This window comes from Catellatospora sp. NPDC049111 (assembly GCF_040648615.1).
GTDB lineage: Bacteria > Actinomycetota > Actinomycetes > Mycobacteriales > Micromonosporaceae > Catellatospora > Catellatospora aurea.
The window spans coordinates 30562-45537 of record NZ_JBEZEB010000015.1 but is presented as its reverse complement, the minus strand read 5'-3'; the positions used below and the strand labels follow the sequence as shown (position 1 = coordinate 45537).

Below are 14976 nucleotides of genomic sequence, written 5' to 3'. Positions count from 1 at the left end.
GGATGGAAGAATGCGCACCGTGACCGAGCAGCTCAGCGACGCCCCGCCCCCGGTTCCGTCGCCCCGCATCCCGGAGGCTGCCGCCCCGACGGTCGCGGCGGGGGAGCGGCACGGCTTCTACCTGGGCCTGGTGTCGGCGGCGTTCCCCGCCATCCTGGCCGGGGTGCGGCTGTTCGTGCTGTCCAACGGTGACGACGCGACGCTCAAGGCGCTCGCCCAGCACACCAGCATGCAGGCGCTGCTCATCGGCAGCTACGTCCCGTTCCTGCCGCTGATCCTCATCCTCGCGGCCTACCTGGCGCTGTCCGAGCGGCGCGCCGCCGTCCGGGGCGCGGTGTTCCAGCCCACGGTGCTCGCGAGCCTGCCGCCGCCGGTGGCGCTGATGCTGCTGGTCGTCGGGCTGCTCACCGCGCCGGTGTACCTGCTGCTCGTGCTCGCCGGGGCCGCCGCGCTGCTGTCGCTGATACTGCTGCGCCGCCGGGGGCGGCCTGTCACGCCGCGCGCCGACGAGCGCCCGCCGAGCCCGCTGCTCGGCGGGCGGGTGCCCAACCGCTGGGTCGACGGTCTGACGCTGGTCCTGGGTGTTGTGCTCGCCGGGATGGTCACGCTGCAGGGCATGTGGCTACCCGCGACCGCGCTCACCGTGGACGGCACCACCAAGGTCGCCTACATCATCGGCCAGGACGAGGACCTGGAGACCGTGCTGTACCGCGACGGCGGCGGCCCGCGGCAGCTGAAGTCCGACCAGATCACCTCGCGCCGGATGTGCAGCGAGCGGGAGGCCGGTGTGCTGCGCCGCCCGCTCGCCGCGCTGATCTTCCCGCCCGACGTGCGGACCTCGGACGTGCCGCTGTGCCGTGACCTGATGCGCTCGGGTGGTTAGGCCCGCACCGGCACCGGGTGCGCGAGCACCTCGCTGATTCGCACACTGCCGATCTCGGCCCAGCCGGCCTGCTCGGTCAGCGCGCTGGTCAGTTCCCGGTCGAGGGCTGAGCGGCTGGTCATCGCGGCCTCCTGCGGCAGGCCCGCGATCAGGCGGCGCAGGATGGCCGCCGCCAGGTCGTCGATGGCCAGACCGGGGCCGTTCGGCTGGTACCCGGCCCGCACCGGGTCGGTGACCCGCCACAGGATGCGCATCCGGATCTCGACCTTGCCGCCGTCCTGAGCGGTGAACACGTCTCCGGCCGGCTCGTCGACGCTGTCCTCCCGTGGCGCCGGGGGCCACAGCAGCATCTGCTGGGTGAGCTCGACCCTGGCCTTGACCTGGTCGAGCAGGGGTACCGCCAGCCGCCGGCCGGCGGCCAGCGCGCGGTGGAAGCGCCGGTGGCGTTCCACGATCCACACCTCGTCCTCGGGCACCTGCCACAGTGCCGTCCGCGCCGCCAGTGGCAGGAACGCGGAGAGGGCCATGAAGGGGGCGTAATCCATACGGCACAGCGTGGGTCATCCGCGCGAATTCCGCTCGCCTCGACAGTAGCGTACGACGTACGGTACGGTGTACTCGAACTGAGCGGGAGGAGTCTGCGCATGGCAGAGCCGGCGATATCGGCACACGGGGTCCGCAAGACCTACCGGGGAGCACCGGCCCCGGCACTCGACGGATTCGATCTCGAAGTACCTCCGGGCACCGTGTACGGGCTGCTCGGCCCGAACGGCGCGGGCAAGACGACCGCCGTACGCATCCTGGCGACGCTGATGCGCCTGGACGCGGGACGCGCGGTGGTGGCCGGGCACGACGTGAGCACCCAGGGGGCACAGGTGCGCCAGCGCATCGGACTCGTGGGCCAGTACGCCGCGGTCGACGAGATCCTCAGCGGCCGGCAGAACCTGGTGCTGTTCGGCCGCCTCAACCACCTGGGCCTGGCCCGCGCGGCCAAACGCGCCGACGAGCTGCTGGAGCGGTTCGGCCTGACCGACGCGGGCGGCAAACCGGTCGCGAAGTACTCCGGCGGCATGCGCCGCCGGCTCGACCTCGCGACCAGCCTGATCGTCTCGCCCGAGGTGCTGTTCGTGGACGAGCCGACCACCGGCCTGGACCCGCAGGGCCGCCAGGAGGTCTGGTCGGCGCTGCGGGAACTGGTCGCGGGCGGCACCACCGTCCTGCTGACCACGCAGTACCTGGAGGAGGCCGATCAGTTGGCGAGCCGGATCGCGATGCTGTGGCACGGCCGCGTGGTCAGCGAGGGCACCCCCGACGAGCTCAAAGCCACGATCGGTGAGGACTGGATCGACCTGGCGTTCGCGGACGCCGAGCAGGCCGGGCGGGCGCTGCCCGCGGTGGCGGCGCACGCCGACGGCGAACCGCGCACCGAGCAGCACCGGATCAGCGTGCCGGTGCGGCAGCGCACCAAGGCGCTGATCGCCATCAGCACGGCGCTGGCCGCCGAGGGCGTCGAACCGGTCGAGGTCAACCTGCGCCGGCCCACGCTCGACGAGGTGTTCCTCGACCTGCACCGCAAGCAGGGCGACAAGCAGGAGGTGGCGGCGTGACGGCCGTACTGGAGGAGACCTGGGTGCTCGCCCGGCGCGAGCTCACCCACTGGCGGCAGCAGCCGGTCGGCGTGATCGTGAACTGGCTGTTCACCGTGATGATCGCGCTGATGTTCGGCGGGCTGTTCGGCGGGGCGATCGGCGAGGACTACTTCGACTACCTGATGCCGGGCATGTTCGCCCTCACCATGTTCTTCGGCGTCGAGGCGACCATGACCGCGGTGTCCACCGACGCCGCCAAGGGGGTCACCGACCGCTTCCGGTCCCTGCCGATCAACTCGGCGTCGGTCGTGCTCGGCCGCTGCCTGGCCGACCTGATGAACTCGGCGGTCGGCCTGGCCGTGCTCGTCGGTGCGGCCGCGGCGCTCGGCTGGCGCTGGCACGAGGGCCTCGCTTCCGCGCTCGCCGCGTTCGGCCTGCTCCTGCTGCTGCGCTTCGCCCTGCTGTGGGTCGGCATCTTCCTCGGCCTGGTCGTGAAAGGACCGGAGTCGGTGACCATGGTCCAGATCCTCGTCTGGCCGGTCGGTTTCCTCTCCGGCGTCTTCGTCGACCCCGAGACCATGCCCGCCTGGCTCGGCACGATCGCCCAGTGGAACCCGCTGTCGGCCACCGCCGCCGCCTCCCGCGACCTGTTCGGCAACCCCGGCCTGGTCCCCGACCAAGCCCTCCTGCTCGCCATCCTCTGGCCCCTCCTCCTCACCGCGGTCTTCCTCCCCCTCTCCGTCCACCGCCACCGCCGCCTCAACTCCTGACAAACCAAGCCCCCCGCCCCGAGCGAAGGAAGGGCACCTTCACATCGGAATCCGATGTAGAAGGTGCCCTTCCTATCACTGCTGTGGCGGTGAGCTGCGGTTTTCTGCGGGGCAGCGAGGAGAGTGGCGCGGTGCGACGATGGCGGGCATGACGATCGCGGGGGTTTTCGCGGATTTCGCGCAGACGGAGGCGCACGGCGTCTCGCCGGTGTACGAACGACTGGGCGCGGCGGTCAGCCAGGACGACGAGGTCCTGGCCCTGCTCGGCACGCTGCCGCCGGAGAAGTGGCATCCGCAGCTGCTGTTCGGCGTCGTCCGCCTGCTCGGCGGCCCGGTGGCCGACCCGGCCGCGTGCCGCGCGTTCATCGTGCGGAACTGGCCCGCCATCGCGGCCGAGATGACGGCCAGGGCCACGCAGACCAACGAGGCCGGCCGGTGCGCGGTGCTGTTGCCGGTGCTCGCCGCGCTGCCCCAGCCGCTGGCCCTGCTGGAGGTCGGCGCGTCCGCCGGCCTGTGCCTCTACCCGGACCGGTACGCCTACCGCTACGGCGAGCACCTGCTCGGCGAGCACGGCCCGATCCTCGACTGCGCGATCACCGGGACCGCCCCGCCGGACCGGCTGCCGGAGGTCGTCTGGCGGGCCGGCATCGACCTGAACCCGCTCGACGTCACCGACCCGGCCGACGTCGCCTGGCTCGACGCGCTCATCTGGCCCGAGCACCAGCACCGCCGCGACCGGCTGCGCGCCGCGGCCGCCGTCGCCGCGGCCGACCCGCCGCTGCTGGTACGCGGTGACCTGAACGACGCCCTGCCCGCGCTCGCGGCCCAGGCTCCGGCCGGCGCGACCCTGGTCGTCTTCCACACCTCAGTGCTATACCAGGTGCCCGCACCGCAGCAGGCGACGTTCGTCGAGATCGTGCGTGACCTGCCCGGTCACTGGGTCTCCAACGACTCCGCCGACCTCCTGTCGACCGGCGCGGCACCGCCACCGCCCGACGGCGCGGCGTACAACCTGCTCGCGCTGGACGGCAGGCCGCTGGCCTGGACCCGTTCGCACGGCCAGGCGATGACCTGGTTCGGGGACCGGCTCGTCGATGCCGGTCGCCGCGGTTGAGAGGCGAACGTGGACGACGTCATCGTGCGGGCGGTGGCCGCTCTGCTGCCGGGCGGGGCGACCCGTGGTGAGATCGCTTTCGGGCAGCGCAAACTTCGCTGGATCGAGGCGGGCACGGGCGGGCCGACCGTCGTGCTGGACGCGGCCAGCGGCACTCCCGCGCTGACCTGGCTGCCGATCCTGCCGGCGCTCGTGCCGCACACCAGGGTCATCGCGTACGACCGCGCCGGGTTCGGGGCCAGCGACCCGGCCACGCCGCTGACGTTCGAGTCGCAGCTCGACGATCTCAGGGCGCTGCTGTCCCAGGCGGGCGGCGGGCCGTGCGTCCTGGTGGGCAACAGCTGGGGCGGCCTGCTGGCCCAGGTCGTCGCCTGGTCGGACCCGGACCTGGTGGCAGGGCTCGTGCTGGTCGATCCGGCGCACGAGGAGTTCCGGCCGTGGATCGTACGCGCCGCCGAGGCGGTGTTCGCACGTGCGGACGTGGTGCGCCAGGCCCTCGGGCGCGCCGACCGACCACTGCGGGAGCAAGCCGCCGAACAGGCACGTCGGCTGACCGACGACCCTCGGGTCCAGGATTTGCTCGTCGAGGCGGAGATGGCCTGCCACGCCCAGGAGCAACGGTTCCGCACGGGCATCGCCGAGAGCCGCATGGTCGCCGGGCAGGTTCGGCTGGTTCGGCGGCTGCGCTCCGGTTCGCGGCTGCCCGACGTGCCGGTGGTCGTGCTGAGCGCGACCGTGGGTCTGCCGAACGGTATGCGGACCCGGTGGACCGCATTGCAGGCAGAGGTAGCCGCCGCCGCGCCGCGGGGCGAGCATGCCGTCGTGCCCGAGGCGGGGCACTACATCCACAGCAGTCGCCCGGATGCGGTCACGGAAGCCGTGCTGGCGGTCGTCGAGAAGGCACGGTTCGAGCAGGGCGCTTGAGTGCTGCCCCGATTCCTGCGGTTGCCCTCGATCGACTCGACGGACGCCGCGGACCCGGGGCACTGTCGGGCACCCTCGTTCACGCAAGTGCGTCGATCACGTCCTGGGGGAGCCGCGACCGGATGTCGTCCAGGATGGTCCGGTAGTACGCGCCCGCTGGGTCGGCGAGTTTGCGGTGGACGCCGTCGCGGATCATGTACACGGCATCCCGGGTGACCCGGAGCACGGGATGTGCGCCCGTTCGCGGTGTGACGACGAACCCGCGGAAGCCGAGCGGCGTGGCCGGGTCGGCGGCGTCCTGGAAGTCCGCGGCCCGGCCGGACAGCTCAACGTAGACTCGCTCGGCGACCGGGGCGCTCAGCGCGGTTTCGGGGTTCTCCCGGCCCGAGAACAGATCCACCGACACCCGGTACGCCGCGGGCTCGTCCGTCGCGGGCGAGCAGGCCGTCGCGGCCGCCAGGGCCAGTGCGAGCAGTCCGACGGCGACCACCTTCGCTCGTGACATGGCCGGTCCTCTCCACGGGTCCGCTGCGAGCCCACCTCGGCGGCCTTCATTATGGGAGGTCCGGTCACGGCCTGACGGTCGAGATGGTGACGTGCTCGCTGCCGGTCGAGCCGGCCAGCCGCCGCCCGATCGAGCCGGCGATTCGGCTGGCCTGCGTCTTCGCCAGTTCGGCGAGGGGGCCCGCGTGGCGGTCGTCGACGGTGGCCCGCCACAGCGTCAGCCAGCGGTCGAAGTGGTGCTGCTCCAGCCGGACCAGCTGGTTGAGGTCGAAGTGCGACTGCAGCGCGTTGCGGCGGTAGCTGCCCGTGCGCAGCAGGACCGTCTCCCAGAAGTCGCTCATGATCGGCAGGTGGGCGGGGAGGTCCATCTTCGCGATGTCGATGAAGATCGGGCCGAGCAGGTCGTCGGCGTACACCCGGGTGTAGAAGTCGGTCACGACGCCGGTGATGTCGGCGCGGTCGGTGATGTCGGTGCGCACGGGCTCCTCCTTTTTTACTATCGCCATCGTATATATTCGGTCCGTGGCTGACGATATGACCTACGGCGCACTCGCGGTGGCCAGCCGCAGGCGGGTGCTGGAGGTGCTGCGCCAGGCCGGCACGCCGCAGGACGCGACCGCGCTGGCGCAGGCGACCGGCCTGCACCCGAATACGGTGCGTTTCCACCTGAAAGTCCTGATCGACGCCGGGTACGTGGTGCAGAGCAGCGTTTCCCGCGGCGGCCCCGGCCGCCCGCAGGCGGTGTACGCCGGTGTGACGCCCGCCGCCGAGGCGGCCGGCTACGCGCTGCTCGCGGAGATGCTCGCGGGCCAGCTCGACGGGGCGCGGGGCGCTGAACTGGCCGAGCGTGCCGGCCGGCGCTGGCTGCGGCACACGTCCTCCATCGAGGCGGGCACCGCTGCCGCGCAGACCGAACCGGACCGAGGTGCGCCGGACCGGGCCGCCGGGCGGGCGGGCGTGGCCACGCTCGACGAAGCCGCCGCGCGGGCCATGGCGCTGTTCGCCGAGCTCGGCTTCGACCCTGCACGCACGCCGCAGGCCGGAGCCGCGCGGATCGAGTTGCACGCCTGCCCGTTCCTCGACGTGGCCCGGCGGCATCCCGACGTGGTGTGCGGTGTGCACCTCGGGCTGCTGCGCGGCACCGTGGACGGGCTGTCGCCGCAGGCGTTCGACGCTGACCTGCACCCGTTCGTGCGGCCCGGCGTGTGCGCCGCCGAGATCCGGGCGGCCCGGTGAGCAGGGTCCGTGCGGTCGCGCAGGTGGCGACGCCGTTCGTGTGGTTCGGGATGGTCGCCGCGATCTCGCTGCTGGAGGCCCCGCTGAAGTTCCGCGCCCCCGGCATCACCACCGCGCTCGGGCTGGGCATCGGCCGGCTGGTCTTCCAGGCGCTCAACATCGCCGAGTTCGTGCTGCTGGCCGTGCTGACGGTGGCGCTGCTGGGCACCGCGATCGGCAGGTGGCGGTGGGTGGTCACCGGCGGCCTGTGGTTGGTGCTGCTGACCCAGGCGCTGGTGCTGCGCCCACTGCTCGACCAGCGCGCGCAGCTGATCATCGATGGCGGCAGCCCGCCGGAGTCGACGCTGCACCTCGCGTACATCGCGCTGGAGGGGATCAAGCTGGTGGCGCTGCCGGCGCTGGGCATCGGCCTGCTGCTGCGGCTCCTGCCGCAGCCGGTCGGGACTCCGCCTGCCGCACGTCCTTCGGTTTCCGTGGATCGCGCGAGGTCCTGACCGGGCGGGTCACCGGATGACCGGTCAGCCGCTAAGGTGCCCCGGTGGGCAGCAGAGTCAACTACGTCGTCGTACGCGACGGCGAGTACACGGTGTACGCGCAGGGCGGCGGGGCGGGTTACGGGATCGACTACCTGTTCGCGCCCGGCCCGGACGTGGTGCTGCGCTGGCTCGAGCACGCCGGCGACTACGCCGAGGAGCACTGGTTCAGCGACCTCATGTGCGAGGGCGGCGTGCTGATCGACGTCGACAAGCGGATCCTGCTGCTGTTCAACACCACGTTCAACCGCCTGGCCTACCGGGCGGCGATGCTGGAGGCGTACGCGGCGACGTGGTCCGGCTGGGAGATCCGGTGGGCTTACGACGGCATCGGCGACCTGATGGAGTACGTGGGCCTCGACCCGGCGAGCGCGCGTGTCGACAACGAGCCGGAGGAGTCCGCGCGCAACGAGTTCCTGCCGGGTGACTCGGTCCGATCCGTCGTCACCGTCCGCGGCGGCGACGGGGTGGTGCGCCTCTACGGGTTGAGCCCCGACCAGGCCTGGCGACGCTGGTGGATGGGGCCGGACCTGGTCGAGTGGGTCGCCGCCGGGCCCGAGTTGCCGGGTGACGTCGCCGATGACGTGCCGAGATCCGGCCTGGACCTCGACCCCGCGACGAAGCGGGCCGGGCTGTGGACCCTGGAGCCGCTGCGCGGCCTGCGCGAGCGGTGGGCCGAGCTGTGGCCGGGCTGGACACTCGACTTCTGGGGAGACGACCTGGCCCGTCAGGCGGTGCACGACCCGGACCGGCTCTACGACTCGGTCACGCCGCGCGCCATCGCCCGGCAGCGCGACGCGCTCGCCGAACGGCTGCGCAGGTACTGGCCCGTGCGCTCCACAATGGCGGCCGGCGGGGCCGACGTGGACTGGCTGTATGAACACAACTCGGCCGGGGTCCGCAGCCACTTCGACGCGAACGTCACCGTGGAGGAGATCGAACATCTCGCGCAGCTGCTCCGCGGTCCGCAGACGATCTCCTGACTCCCGGGGACGTCGGCGCGGGGCGAATGCGGTCGCCCCGGCCCGGCCGCGGCGGTTAGGTTGCCGGGATGGCACGTGAGGTTCCCGCTCCGGAGGTACTGGCAGCGTTCGGTGCTCGCGGCCCGGCCGTCCCGCTGCCGGGCGGTCAGGGCCGGACCTGGTGCGCCGACGATGTCGTCCTCAAGCCCGGCGGGCTGGAGGCGGAGACGGCATGGGTCGCCGAGGTGTTGTCGGGACTTCCCGGGAGCCGGCGTTTCCGGGTCGCCCGACCGGTGCGGGCCGGCGACGGCAGCTGGACGGTGCTGGGCTGGCAGGCATGGCGGTTGACGCCCGGCAGCCCTGACCCGCGGCGGTGGGACGACGTCCTCGCTGCGGGGGAGGCGTTCCACGAGGCGCTGGCCGGGCTCGCGCGGCCGTCGTTCCTGGACGAGCGGGACGATCCGTGGAGCTTCGGCGACCGCGTCGCCTGGCAGGAACTGCCGCTGCGCGGCGGCGAGGTGATGACGGAGGTGTTGGAGCCGCTGGCTCGCGTACGACAGCCGGTGCACTCGCCTTCCCAGGTGGTCCACGGTGATCTGCTGGGCAACGTGATGTTCGCCGACGGGCTCGCCCCGGCGGTCATCGACTGGCCGGTCTATCACCGGCCGGCGTCGTGGGCGCTGGCCGTAGCCGTCGTGGATGCCATGACCTGGCACGATGCGTCTGAAGCGCTGCCGGATCGCTGGGCCGACCGCGCCGAGTGGGATCAGATGCTGGTGCGTGCGCTGATGTATCGGATCGCCACCAACGAGGGCCGCCGCCGGGTGGGGCTGCCCGTGACGGAGCGTGTCGAGCACTACCGGTCTGTCGTGGATCTGGTGCTTGCCAGGCTGGAGTAGGTGTGTGGGTGACTCGCCCGCCGCTCTCCGCCGCCGGCGAGACCGTGTCGCCGGGCGCGAGCCGGGCGAGCGGTGGCTGCACGTGCCGCTGAGGTTCTGCGGGTCGCCGTCGCGCCCCGGCACGAATAGGCTGCTGGTGTGGATCAAGATGAACGGTTGCTTCACTCCTCGTCGTTCGGCGCGGCCGCGGCCGCCTATGCCGAGCACCGCCCGGACTACGCGCAGGCCGCGGTGCGCTGGGCCCTGGCGCCCGCACCCGGCCCGCGGGTGCTCGACCTCGGCGCGGGGACCGGCAAGCTGACCGCGACGCTGGTCGCGCTGGGCATCGACGTCATCGCGGTCGAGCCGGATCCGGCGATGCTGGCGCAGCTGCACGGTACGTTGCCGAGCATCCGTGCCCTGCAGGGCAATGCCGAGACGATCCCGCTGCCGGACGGCTCCGTGGACGCCGTGCTGGCCGGCAACGCGATGCACTGGTTCGACATGGCGGTCGCCGGGCCGGAGATCGCCCGGGTGCTCGCGCCCGGCGGTGTCCTGGCCGGTTTGTGGAACGTCCTGGACGACCGCGTCGACTGGATCGCCGGACTGGAGCGGGTCGGTGGCAGCGCCGTCATCGGCCCGCGTGACACGCTGCGCAACTGGCGCGCCGCGACGGCCGGTATGCACCTGCCGCACACCGGACCGCCCCGGTTCGGCTCACCCGAGCAGGCCGAGTTCCCACACGGGCAGCACCGCACCGCCGACTCCCTCGTCGCCACCCTCGCGACCCGCGCGGGCGTGCTGGTCATGCCGGAACCCGACCAGCGGGCCACCGCGGACCGGCTCCGCGCCTACCTCGCGGCCCAGCCCGAGACCTCCGGCGGCGACTTCACCCTCCCGATGCTGACCGGCGTCCTGCGCACCCTCCGCCACTGACCCCCCTCACCCTCCGCCACCCCGAAACGAAGGAAGGGCACCTTCTACACGGACGTCCGTTAAGAAGGTGCCCTTCCTTTGGTTTCAGTCGGTGGTGGCGCCGGCGAACTGGGCCTCGTAGAGGCGGGCGTAGGCGCCGCCGGAGGCGATCAGTTTGTCGTGGGAGCCGTGTTCGACGATCGAGCCGTGCTCCATGACGAGGATGACGTCGGCGTTGCGGATGGTGGACAGGCGGTGCGCGATGACGAAGCTGGTCCGGCCGCTGCGCAGCGAGTTCAGCGCCCGCTGGATGAGCACCTCGGTACGCGTGTCGACGGAGCTGGTCGCCTCGTCGAGGATGAGGATGCTCGGCTCGGCCAGGAACGCCCGCGCGATCGTGATCAGCTGGCGTTCGCCGGTGCTGAGGTTGGTGCCGTCCTCGTCCAGCACCGTCTCGTAGCCGTCGGGCAGCGTGCGCACGAAGCGGTCCACGTGCGCGGCCTTGGCGGCCTCGACGATCTGCTCCCGGGTGGGGGAGTCCGCGCCGTAGGCGATGTTGTCGGCGATGGTGCCGCCGAACAGCCAGGTGTCCTGCAGCACCATGCCGGTCTTGGACCGCAGGTCCTCGCGGTCCATCGCGGCGATGTCGACGCCGTCGAGCGTGATGCGCCCGCCGGTCACCTCGTAGAAGCGCATCAGCAGGTTGACCAGCGTGGTCTTGCCCGCGCCCGTCGGGCCGACGATGGCCACGGTCTGGCCGGGTTCGACAGCCAGCGACAGGTCCTCGATCAGCGGCTTGTCCTCGCTGTACCGGAACGATACGTGCTCAAAGCCGACCCGCCCGCGCAGGTCCGTGACCCGGGCGGCGGGGACCGGCTCGGGGCTCTGCTCGGTCGCGTCGAGCAGCTCGAACACCCGCTCGGCGGAGGCCACACCGGACTGCACCAGGTTGGACATCGCGGCGACCTGGCTCAGCGGCTGGCTGAACTGGCGGCTGTACTGGATGAACGCCTGCACGTCGCCCAGCGACAGCGAGCCCGACGCCACGCGCAGCGCGCCGACGACGGCGACCAGCACGTAGTTCAGGTTGCCGATGAAGAACATCGCGGGCTGGATCATGCCGGAGATGAACTGCGCCTTGAAACCCGCGTTGTACAGCGCCTCGTTGTGCTCGCGGAAGGTCTCGGCCGCCTCCTGCTGCCGCCCGAACACCTTCACCAGCGAGTGGCCAGTGTACATCTCCTCGATGTGGGCGTTGAGCTTGCCGGTGACGGCCCACTGCGCGATGAACTGCGGCTGCGCCTTCTTGCCGATCCGCATCGTCACCCACACCGACACCGGCACGGTGACCAGCGCGATCAGCGCCAGCAGGGGCGAGATCCAGAACATCATCGCCAGTACGCCGACGATGGTGAGCACCGAGTTCATCAGCTGGCTCATCGACTGCTGCATCGTCTGCGCGACGTTGTCGATGTCGTTGGTGGCCCGGCTGAGCACCTCGCCGCGCTGCTGGCCGTCGAAGTAGCTCAGCGGCAGCCGGGACAGCTTCGTCTCCACCTGCTCGCGCAGCGCGAACACGGCGCGCTGCACCACGGTGGTGATGATCCGGAACTGCATCAGGGAGAACAGCGACGCGGCGACGTACACGCCGAGGGCGACGAGCAGCACCCGACCGAGCGCGTCGAAGTCGACGCCCCGGCCGGGGACCAGGTCCATCGAGTTGAGCATGTCGGCCAGCGTGCCGTTGCCCTGGGCGCGGACCGCGTCGACGGCCTGCGCCTTGGTCGCGCCCTCGGGCATGTTGCCGCTGATGATGCCGGTGAACAGCACGTCGGTGGCGTGGCCGAGGATGCGCGGGCCGATCACCGACAGGCCCACGCCGATGACGCCGAGCACCACGGCCGACCAGACGGCGACACGGTGGGGCACCAGCAGTTTCAGCAGGCGGCGGCTGGACTGCTTGAAGTTGAGCGACTTGCCCTGCGGCGGGCCGGCCATCATCGCGCCGGGTCCGAAACGAGGCCCTGAATCACGGCGTACGGGGGTCTGAGTCACGCCGTCACCTCGCTGCGCTCGGCTCCGACGTGATGCACGGGGCTCATGATTCGCTCGCTGCGCTCGCTCATGCCGCCTCCTCCTCGGTGAGCTGGGACAGCACGATCTCGCGGTAGGTCACGTTGCTGTTCATGAGTTCGCTGTGGGTGCCGGTGCCGACGACCTGCCCGTCGTCGAGGACGAGGATGCGGTCGGCGTCGCGGATGGTGTTGACGCGCTGGGCGACGATCACGACCGTCGCGTCGGCGGTCTCGCGGGACAGTTCCCGACGCAGCGCGGCGTCGGTGGCGTAGTCCAGGGCCGAGAACGAGTCGTCGAACAGGTAGATCTCGGGCCGGCTGACCAGCGCGCGGGCGATGGCCAGGCGCTGGCGCTGGCCGCCGGAGACGTTGGTGCCGCCCTGGGCGATCGGCGCGTCCAAGCCCTCGGGCATGGCCTGCACGAACTCCTTGGCCTGAGCCACCTCCAGGGCCCGCCACAGCTCCTCGTCGGTGGCGTCGGCCTTGCCGTAGCGCAGGTTCGACGCGACGGTGCCGGAGAACAGGTACGGCTTCTGCGGGACGAAGCCGATGGCCCGGGACAGGGCCTGCGGCTCGATGTCGCGCACGTCGACGTCGTCGACCAGCACCCGGCCGCCGGTGGCGTCGAACAGCCGCGGCACCAGGTGCAGCAGCGTCGACTTGCCGCTGCCGGTGCTGCCGATGATCGCGGTGGTCTCGCCGGGCCGGGCGCTGAAGCCGATGCTGCGCAGCACCGGCTCCTCCGCGCCCGGGTAGCTGAACTCGACGTCGCGCAGCTCCAGATGCCCGCGCAGCCCTTCCGGGGTGACCGGCGCGGTCGGCGGGACGACGCTGGAGTCGGTGCCGAGCACCTCCTCGATGCGCTCCGCGCACACCTCGGCGCGCGGCAGCATCACGAACATGAAGGTCGCCATCATCACGGCCATCAGGATCTGCATCAGGTAGCTGAGGTACGCGGTCAGCGCGCCGATCTCCATGCCGCCGCTGTCGATGCGGTGCGCGCCGAACCACAGCACGGCCACCGTCGAGATGTTGATGACGAGCATGACGAACGGGAACATCGAGGCCATCAGCTTGCCGACGGCCAGCGCCACGTTGGTCAGCTCGGTGTTGGCGCCGGCGAAGCGCTCCTGCTCGTGCCGGTCGCGAACGAACGCGCGGATCACCCGGATGCCGGTGATCTGCTCGCGCATCACCCGGTTGACCTCGTCGATGTTGGTCTGCATGGCCCGGAACAGCGGGCGCATCCGCCACACGATGAAGCCGATGCCGAGGACCAGCACCGGGATCACGGCCAGCAGCAGCCCGGACAGCTGCACGTCGAGCTGCAGCGCCAGGACGATGCCGCCGACCATCATGATCGGCGCGCTGACCATCATGGTGAAGGTCATCAGCGCGAGCATCTGGACCTGCTGCACGTCGTTGGTGGTACGCGTGATGAGCGACGGCGCGCCGAAATGGCCCACCTCGCGGGCGGAGAACGACTGCACCCGGTCGAAGATCGCGGCCCGGACGTCGCGGCCCAGCGCGCTGGCGACCTGCGCGCCGACGTAGACCGCGCCGATCGAGCAGATGATCTGCACCAGCGAGACGCCGATCATGGCGGCGCCGATGCGCATGATGTAGCCGGTGTCGCCCTTGACCACGCCCTGGTCGATGATGTCGGCGTTGAGGGTGGGCAGGTAGAGGTTCGCCACCGTCTGCACGAACTGCAGCAGCACCACGAGCGAGATGTGCCGCCGGTAGGGCCGCAGCTGGCGGCGTACGAGTGTGATCAGCATGCGGGCTCTTTCTTGGCCTCGGGGGAGAGCACGCCGTCCAGGACGACGTCGACGATCTGGTCTTCGGGGAGGACCTCGTTGCGGTTGTTGAAGAACACCATCGAGATGAGCAGGGACGCGACGGTCTGCGGCGGCAGCCGGAACCGGTCGGCATCATCGGAGATCAGCTCGGCCACCGCATCCGAGATGCCGGTCAGCGCCTCGCGGGGGTCGAACACGGGTGTGGTGGTGACCACGGCGAGTCCGCTGCCGCGCAGCGACATCATCAGCGGGGCGTTGTCGCGGAAGCGGCGGGTGAGGATCCGCACCGCCGTCTTGAGACGGAACCTGACATCGGGGTCGCCCGCCACCGCCTTGATCGACTCGATGGTGGGGGCCGGGTCGAAGGCGTGGGCGAGGGTCGCCGCGATCAGGGCGTTCTTGTCGGGGAAGGCGCGGAAGATGGTCCCCTCCGCGACACCCGCGCACTCGGCGATCCGCTTGCTGCTCACGTGCACACCTTCGGCACGCAGCAAGGGGAGGGTCGCCGCGATGATCGCGGCGCGCCGGTCCTCGGGGGTCAACGGGGAAACCCGGCGCCTGGGGGAGGCGTCAGTCACGGCGGCGACTCTAAATGAGTGAGCACTCACTCCGCAACGCGATTATCCGGTTGTACGCCGACGGCGTAGAGCGTGCGCGCAGCACGAGGTGGCCGGTGGCCCAGGGCTGGTGCCGTTGGTGACTCTGGGTAGCGCCGGTGCGAGGAGCCGCTCATTGAGCGGCTACATCTTTTTTGATGTGCCCACATCAAAAAAGATGTAGCCGCAGGCCGA

The 14976-nt window shown here is 71.3% G+C and carries 16 protein-coding genes; 10 read left to right on the top strand and 6 right to left on the bottom strand.

Annotated features, from left to right (window positions below):
• Nucleotides 1–10 precede the first annotated feature (10 nt).
• Nucleotides 11–883, top strand: a complete 873-nt coding sequence (locus AB0B66_RS21590; RefSeq protein ID WP_360532485.1) for a hypothetical protein — start codon at nt 11–13, stop codon at nt 881–883.
• Here the strand turns inward: AB0B66_RS21590 and AB0B66_RS21585 are convergent.
• Nucleotides 880–1428, bottom strand: coding sequence for an SPFH domain-containing protein (locus AB0B66_RS21585; RefSeq protein WP_360532482.1), 549 nt, complete (start codon nt 1426–1428; stop codon nt 880–882). The genes AB0B66_RS21590 and AB0B66_RS21585 overlap by 4 nt on opposite strands.
• A gap of 99 nt (nt 1429–1527) precedes the next feature.
• On the opposite strand from AB0B66_RS21585, the gene AB0B66_RS21580 reads away from it, so the two are divergent.
• The 4 genes from AB0B66_RS21580 to AB0B66_RS21565 all read left to right on the top strand — a co-directional run bounded on the left by AB0B66_RS21580 (nt 1528) and on the right by AB0B66_RS21565 (nt 5280).
• Nucleotides 1528–2490 (top strand): ATP-binding cassette domain-containing protein, encoded by a 963-nt coding sequence (locus tag AB0B66_RS21580; RefSeq protein ID WP_360532479.1) that lies wholly within the window; start codon nt 1528–1530, stop codon nt 2488–2490.
• Nucleotides 2487–3242 (top strand): ABC transporter permease, encoded by a 756-nt coding sequence (locus tag AB0B66_RS21575; RefSeq protein ID WP_360532476.1) that lies wholly within the window; start codon nt 2487–2489, stop codon nt 3240–3242. Before AB0B66_RS21580 ends, AB0B66_RS21575 begins: the two co-directional genes overlap by 4 nt.
• Before the next feature lie 148 nt (nt 3243–3390).
• Nucleotides 3391–4356, top strand: a complete 966-nt coding sequence (locus AB0B66_RS21570) for a DUF2332 domain-containing protein (protein ID WP_360532473.1) — start codon at nt 3391–3393, stop codon at nt 4354–4356.
• A gap of 9 nt (nt 4357–4365) precedes the next feature.
• Complete coding sequence (locus AB0B66_RS21565; protein ID WP_360532470.1) at nt 4366–5280, top strand: alpha/beta hydrolase; 915 nt, start codon at nt 4366–4368, stop codon at nt 5278–5280.
• Between the two features lie 79 nt (nt 5281–5359).
• On the opposite strand, the gene AB0B66_RS21560 is transcribed toward AB0B66_RS21565, so the two are convergent.
• Nucleotides 5360–5785 carry a hypothetical protein gene (locus AB0B66_RS21560; RefSeq protein WP_360532467.1) on the bottom strand — a complete coding sequence of 142 codons (426 nt, stop codon included), beginning with the start codon at nt 5783–5785 and terminating at the stop codon, nt 5360–5362.
• 64 nt (nt 5786–5849) lie between these two features.
• Nucleotides 5850–6263, bottom strand: coding sequence for a group III truncated hemoglobin (locus AB0B66_RS21555; protein ID WP_360532464.1), 414 nt, complete (start codon nt 6261–6263; stop codon nt 5850–5852).
• A gap of 43 nt (nt 6264–6306) precedes the next feature.
• Here AB0B66_RS21555 and AB0B66_RS21550 point away from each other — a divergent pair, with 43 nt between their 5' ends.
• From AB0B66_RS21550 to AB0B66_RS21530, 5 genes are all read left to right on the top strand, one after another.
• A complete protein-coding gene (locus AB0B66_RS21550; protein ID WP_360532461.1) occupies nt 6307–7020 on the top strand; it encodes a helix-turn-helix domain-containing protein in 714 nt (237 codons plus the stop codon).
• Complete coding sequence (locus AB0B66_RS21545; RefSeq protein ID WP_360532458.1) at nt 7017–7514, top strand: hypothetical protein; 498 nt, start codon at nt 7017–7019, stop codon at nt 7512–7514. Before AB0B66_RS21550 ends, AB0B66_RS21545 begins: the two co-directional genes overlap by 4 nt.
• Nucleotides 7515–7558: 44 nt before the next feature.
• Nucleotides 7559–8536 (top strand): hypothetical protein, encoded by a 978-nt coding sequence (locus tag AB0B66_RS21540; protein ID WP_360532455.1) that lies wholly within the window; start codon nt 7559–7561, stop codon nt 8534–8536.
• A gap of 68 nt (nt 8537–8604) precedes the next feature.
• Nucleotides 8605–9414 (top strand): TIGR02569 family protein, encoded by an 810-nt coding sequence (locus AB0B66_RS21535; protein ID WP_360532452.1) that lies wholly within the window; start codon nt 8605–8607, stop codon nt 9412–9414.
• A 138-nt stretch (nt 9415–9552) separates the two neighbouring features.
• A complete protein-coding gene (locus tag AB0B66_RS21530; protein WP_360532449.1) occupies nt 9553–10329 on the top strand; it encodes a class I SAM-dependent methyltransferase in 777 nt (258 codons plus the stop codon).
• A gap of 84 nt (nt 10330–10413) precedes the next feature.
• On the opposite strand, the gene AB0B66_RS21525 is transcribed toward AB0B66_RS21530, so the two are convergent.
• From AB0B66_RS21525 to AB0B66_RS21515, 3 genes are all read right to left on the bottom strand, one after another.
• The gene (locus AB0B66_RS21525) at nt 10414–12309 is read right to left on the bottom strand and encodes an ABC transporter ATP-binding protein (protein ID WP_360532822.1); all 1896 of its coding nucleotides are present in this window, start codon (nt 12307–12309) and stop codon (nt 10414–10416) included.
• A gap of 121 nt (nt 12310–12430) precedes the next feature.
• A complete protein-coding gene (locus tag AB0B66_RS21520; protein ID WP_360532446.1) occupies nt 12431–14164 on the bottom strand; it encodes an ABC transporter ATP-binding protein in 1734 nt (577 codons plus the stop codon).
• Nucleotides 14158–14763 carry a TetR/AcrR family transcriptional regulator gene (locus AB0B66_RS21515; RefSeq protein WP_360532443.1) on the bottom strand — a complete coding sequence of 202 codons (606 nt, stop codon included), beginning with the start codon at nt 14761–14763 and terminating at the stop codon, nt 14158–14160. Before AB0B66_RS21515 ends, AB0B66_RS21520 begins: the two co-directional genes overlap by 7 nt.
• Between the last annotated feature and the right edge of the window lie 213 nt (nt 14764–14976).

Coding starts and splice junctions, on each gene's coding strand:
- AB0B66_RS21590 (WP_360532485.1), top strand. CDS start 11: ATGCGCACCGTGACCGAGCAGCTCAGCGACGCCCCGCCCCCGGTTCCG.
- AB0B66_RS21585 (WP_360532482.1), bottom strand. CDS start 1,428: ATGGATTACGCCCCCTTCATGGCCCTCTCCGCGTTCCTGCCACTGGCG.
- AB0B66_RS21580 (WP_360532479.1), top strand. CDS start 1,528: ATGGCAGAGCCGGCGATATCGGCACACGGGGTCCGCAAGACCTACCGG.
- AB0B66_RS21570 (WP_360532473.1), top strand. CDS start 3,391: ATGACGATCGCGGGGGTTTTCGCGGATTTCGCGCAGACGGAGGCGCAC.
- AB0B66_RS21560 (WP_360532467.1), bottom strand. CDS start 5,785: ATGTCACGAGCGAAGGTGGTCGCCGTCGGACTGCTCGCACTGGCCCTG.
- AB0B66_RS21535 (WP_360532452.1), top strand. CDS start 8,605: ATGGCACGTGAGGTTCCCGCTCCGGAGGTACTGGCAGCGTTCGGTGCT.
- AB0B66_RS21525 (WP_360532822.1), bottom strand. CDS start 12,309: ATGATGGCCGGCCCGCCGCAGGGCAAGTCGCTCAACTTCAAGCAGTCC.
- AB0B66_RS21520 (WP_360532446.1), bottom strand. CDS start 14,164: ATGCTGATCACACTCGTACGCCGCCAGCTGCGGCCCTACCGGCGGCAC.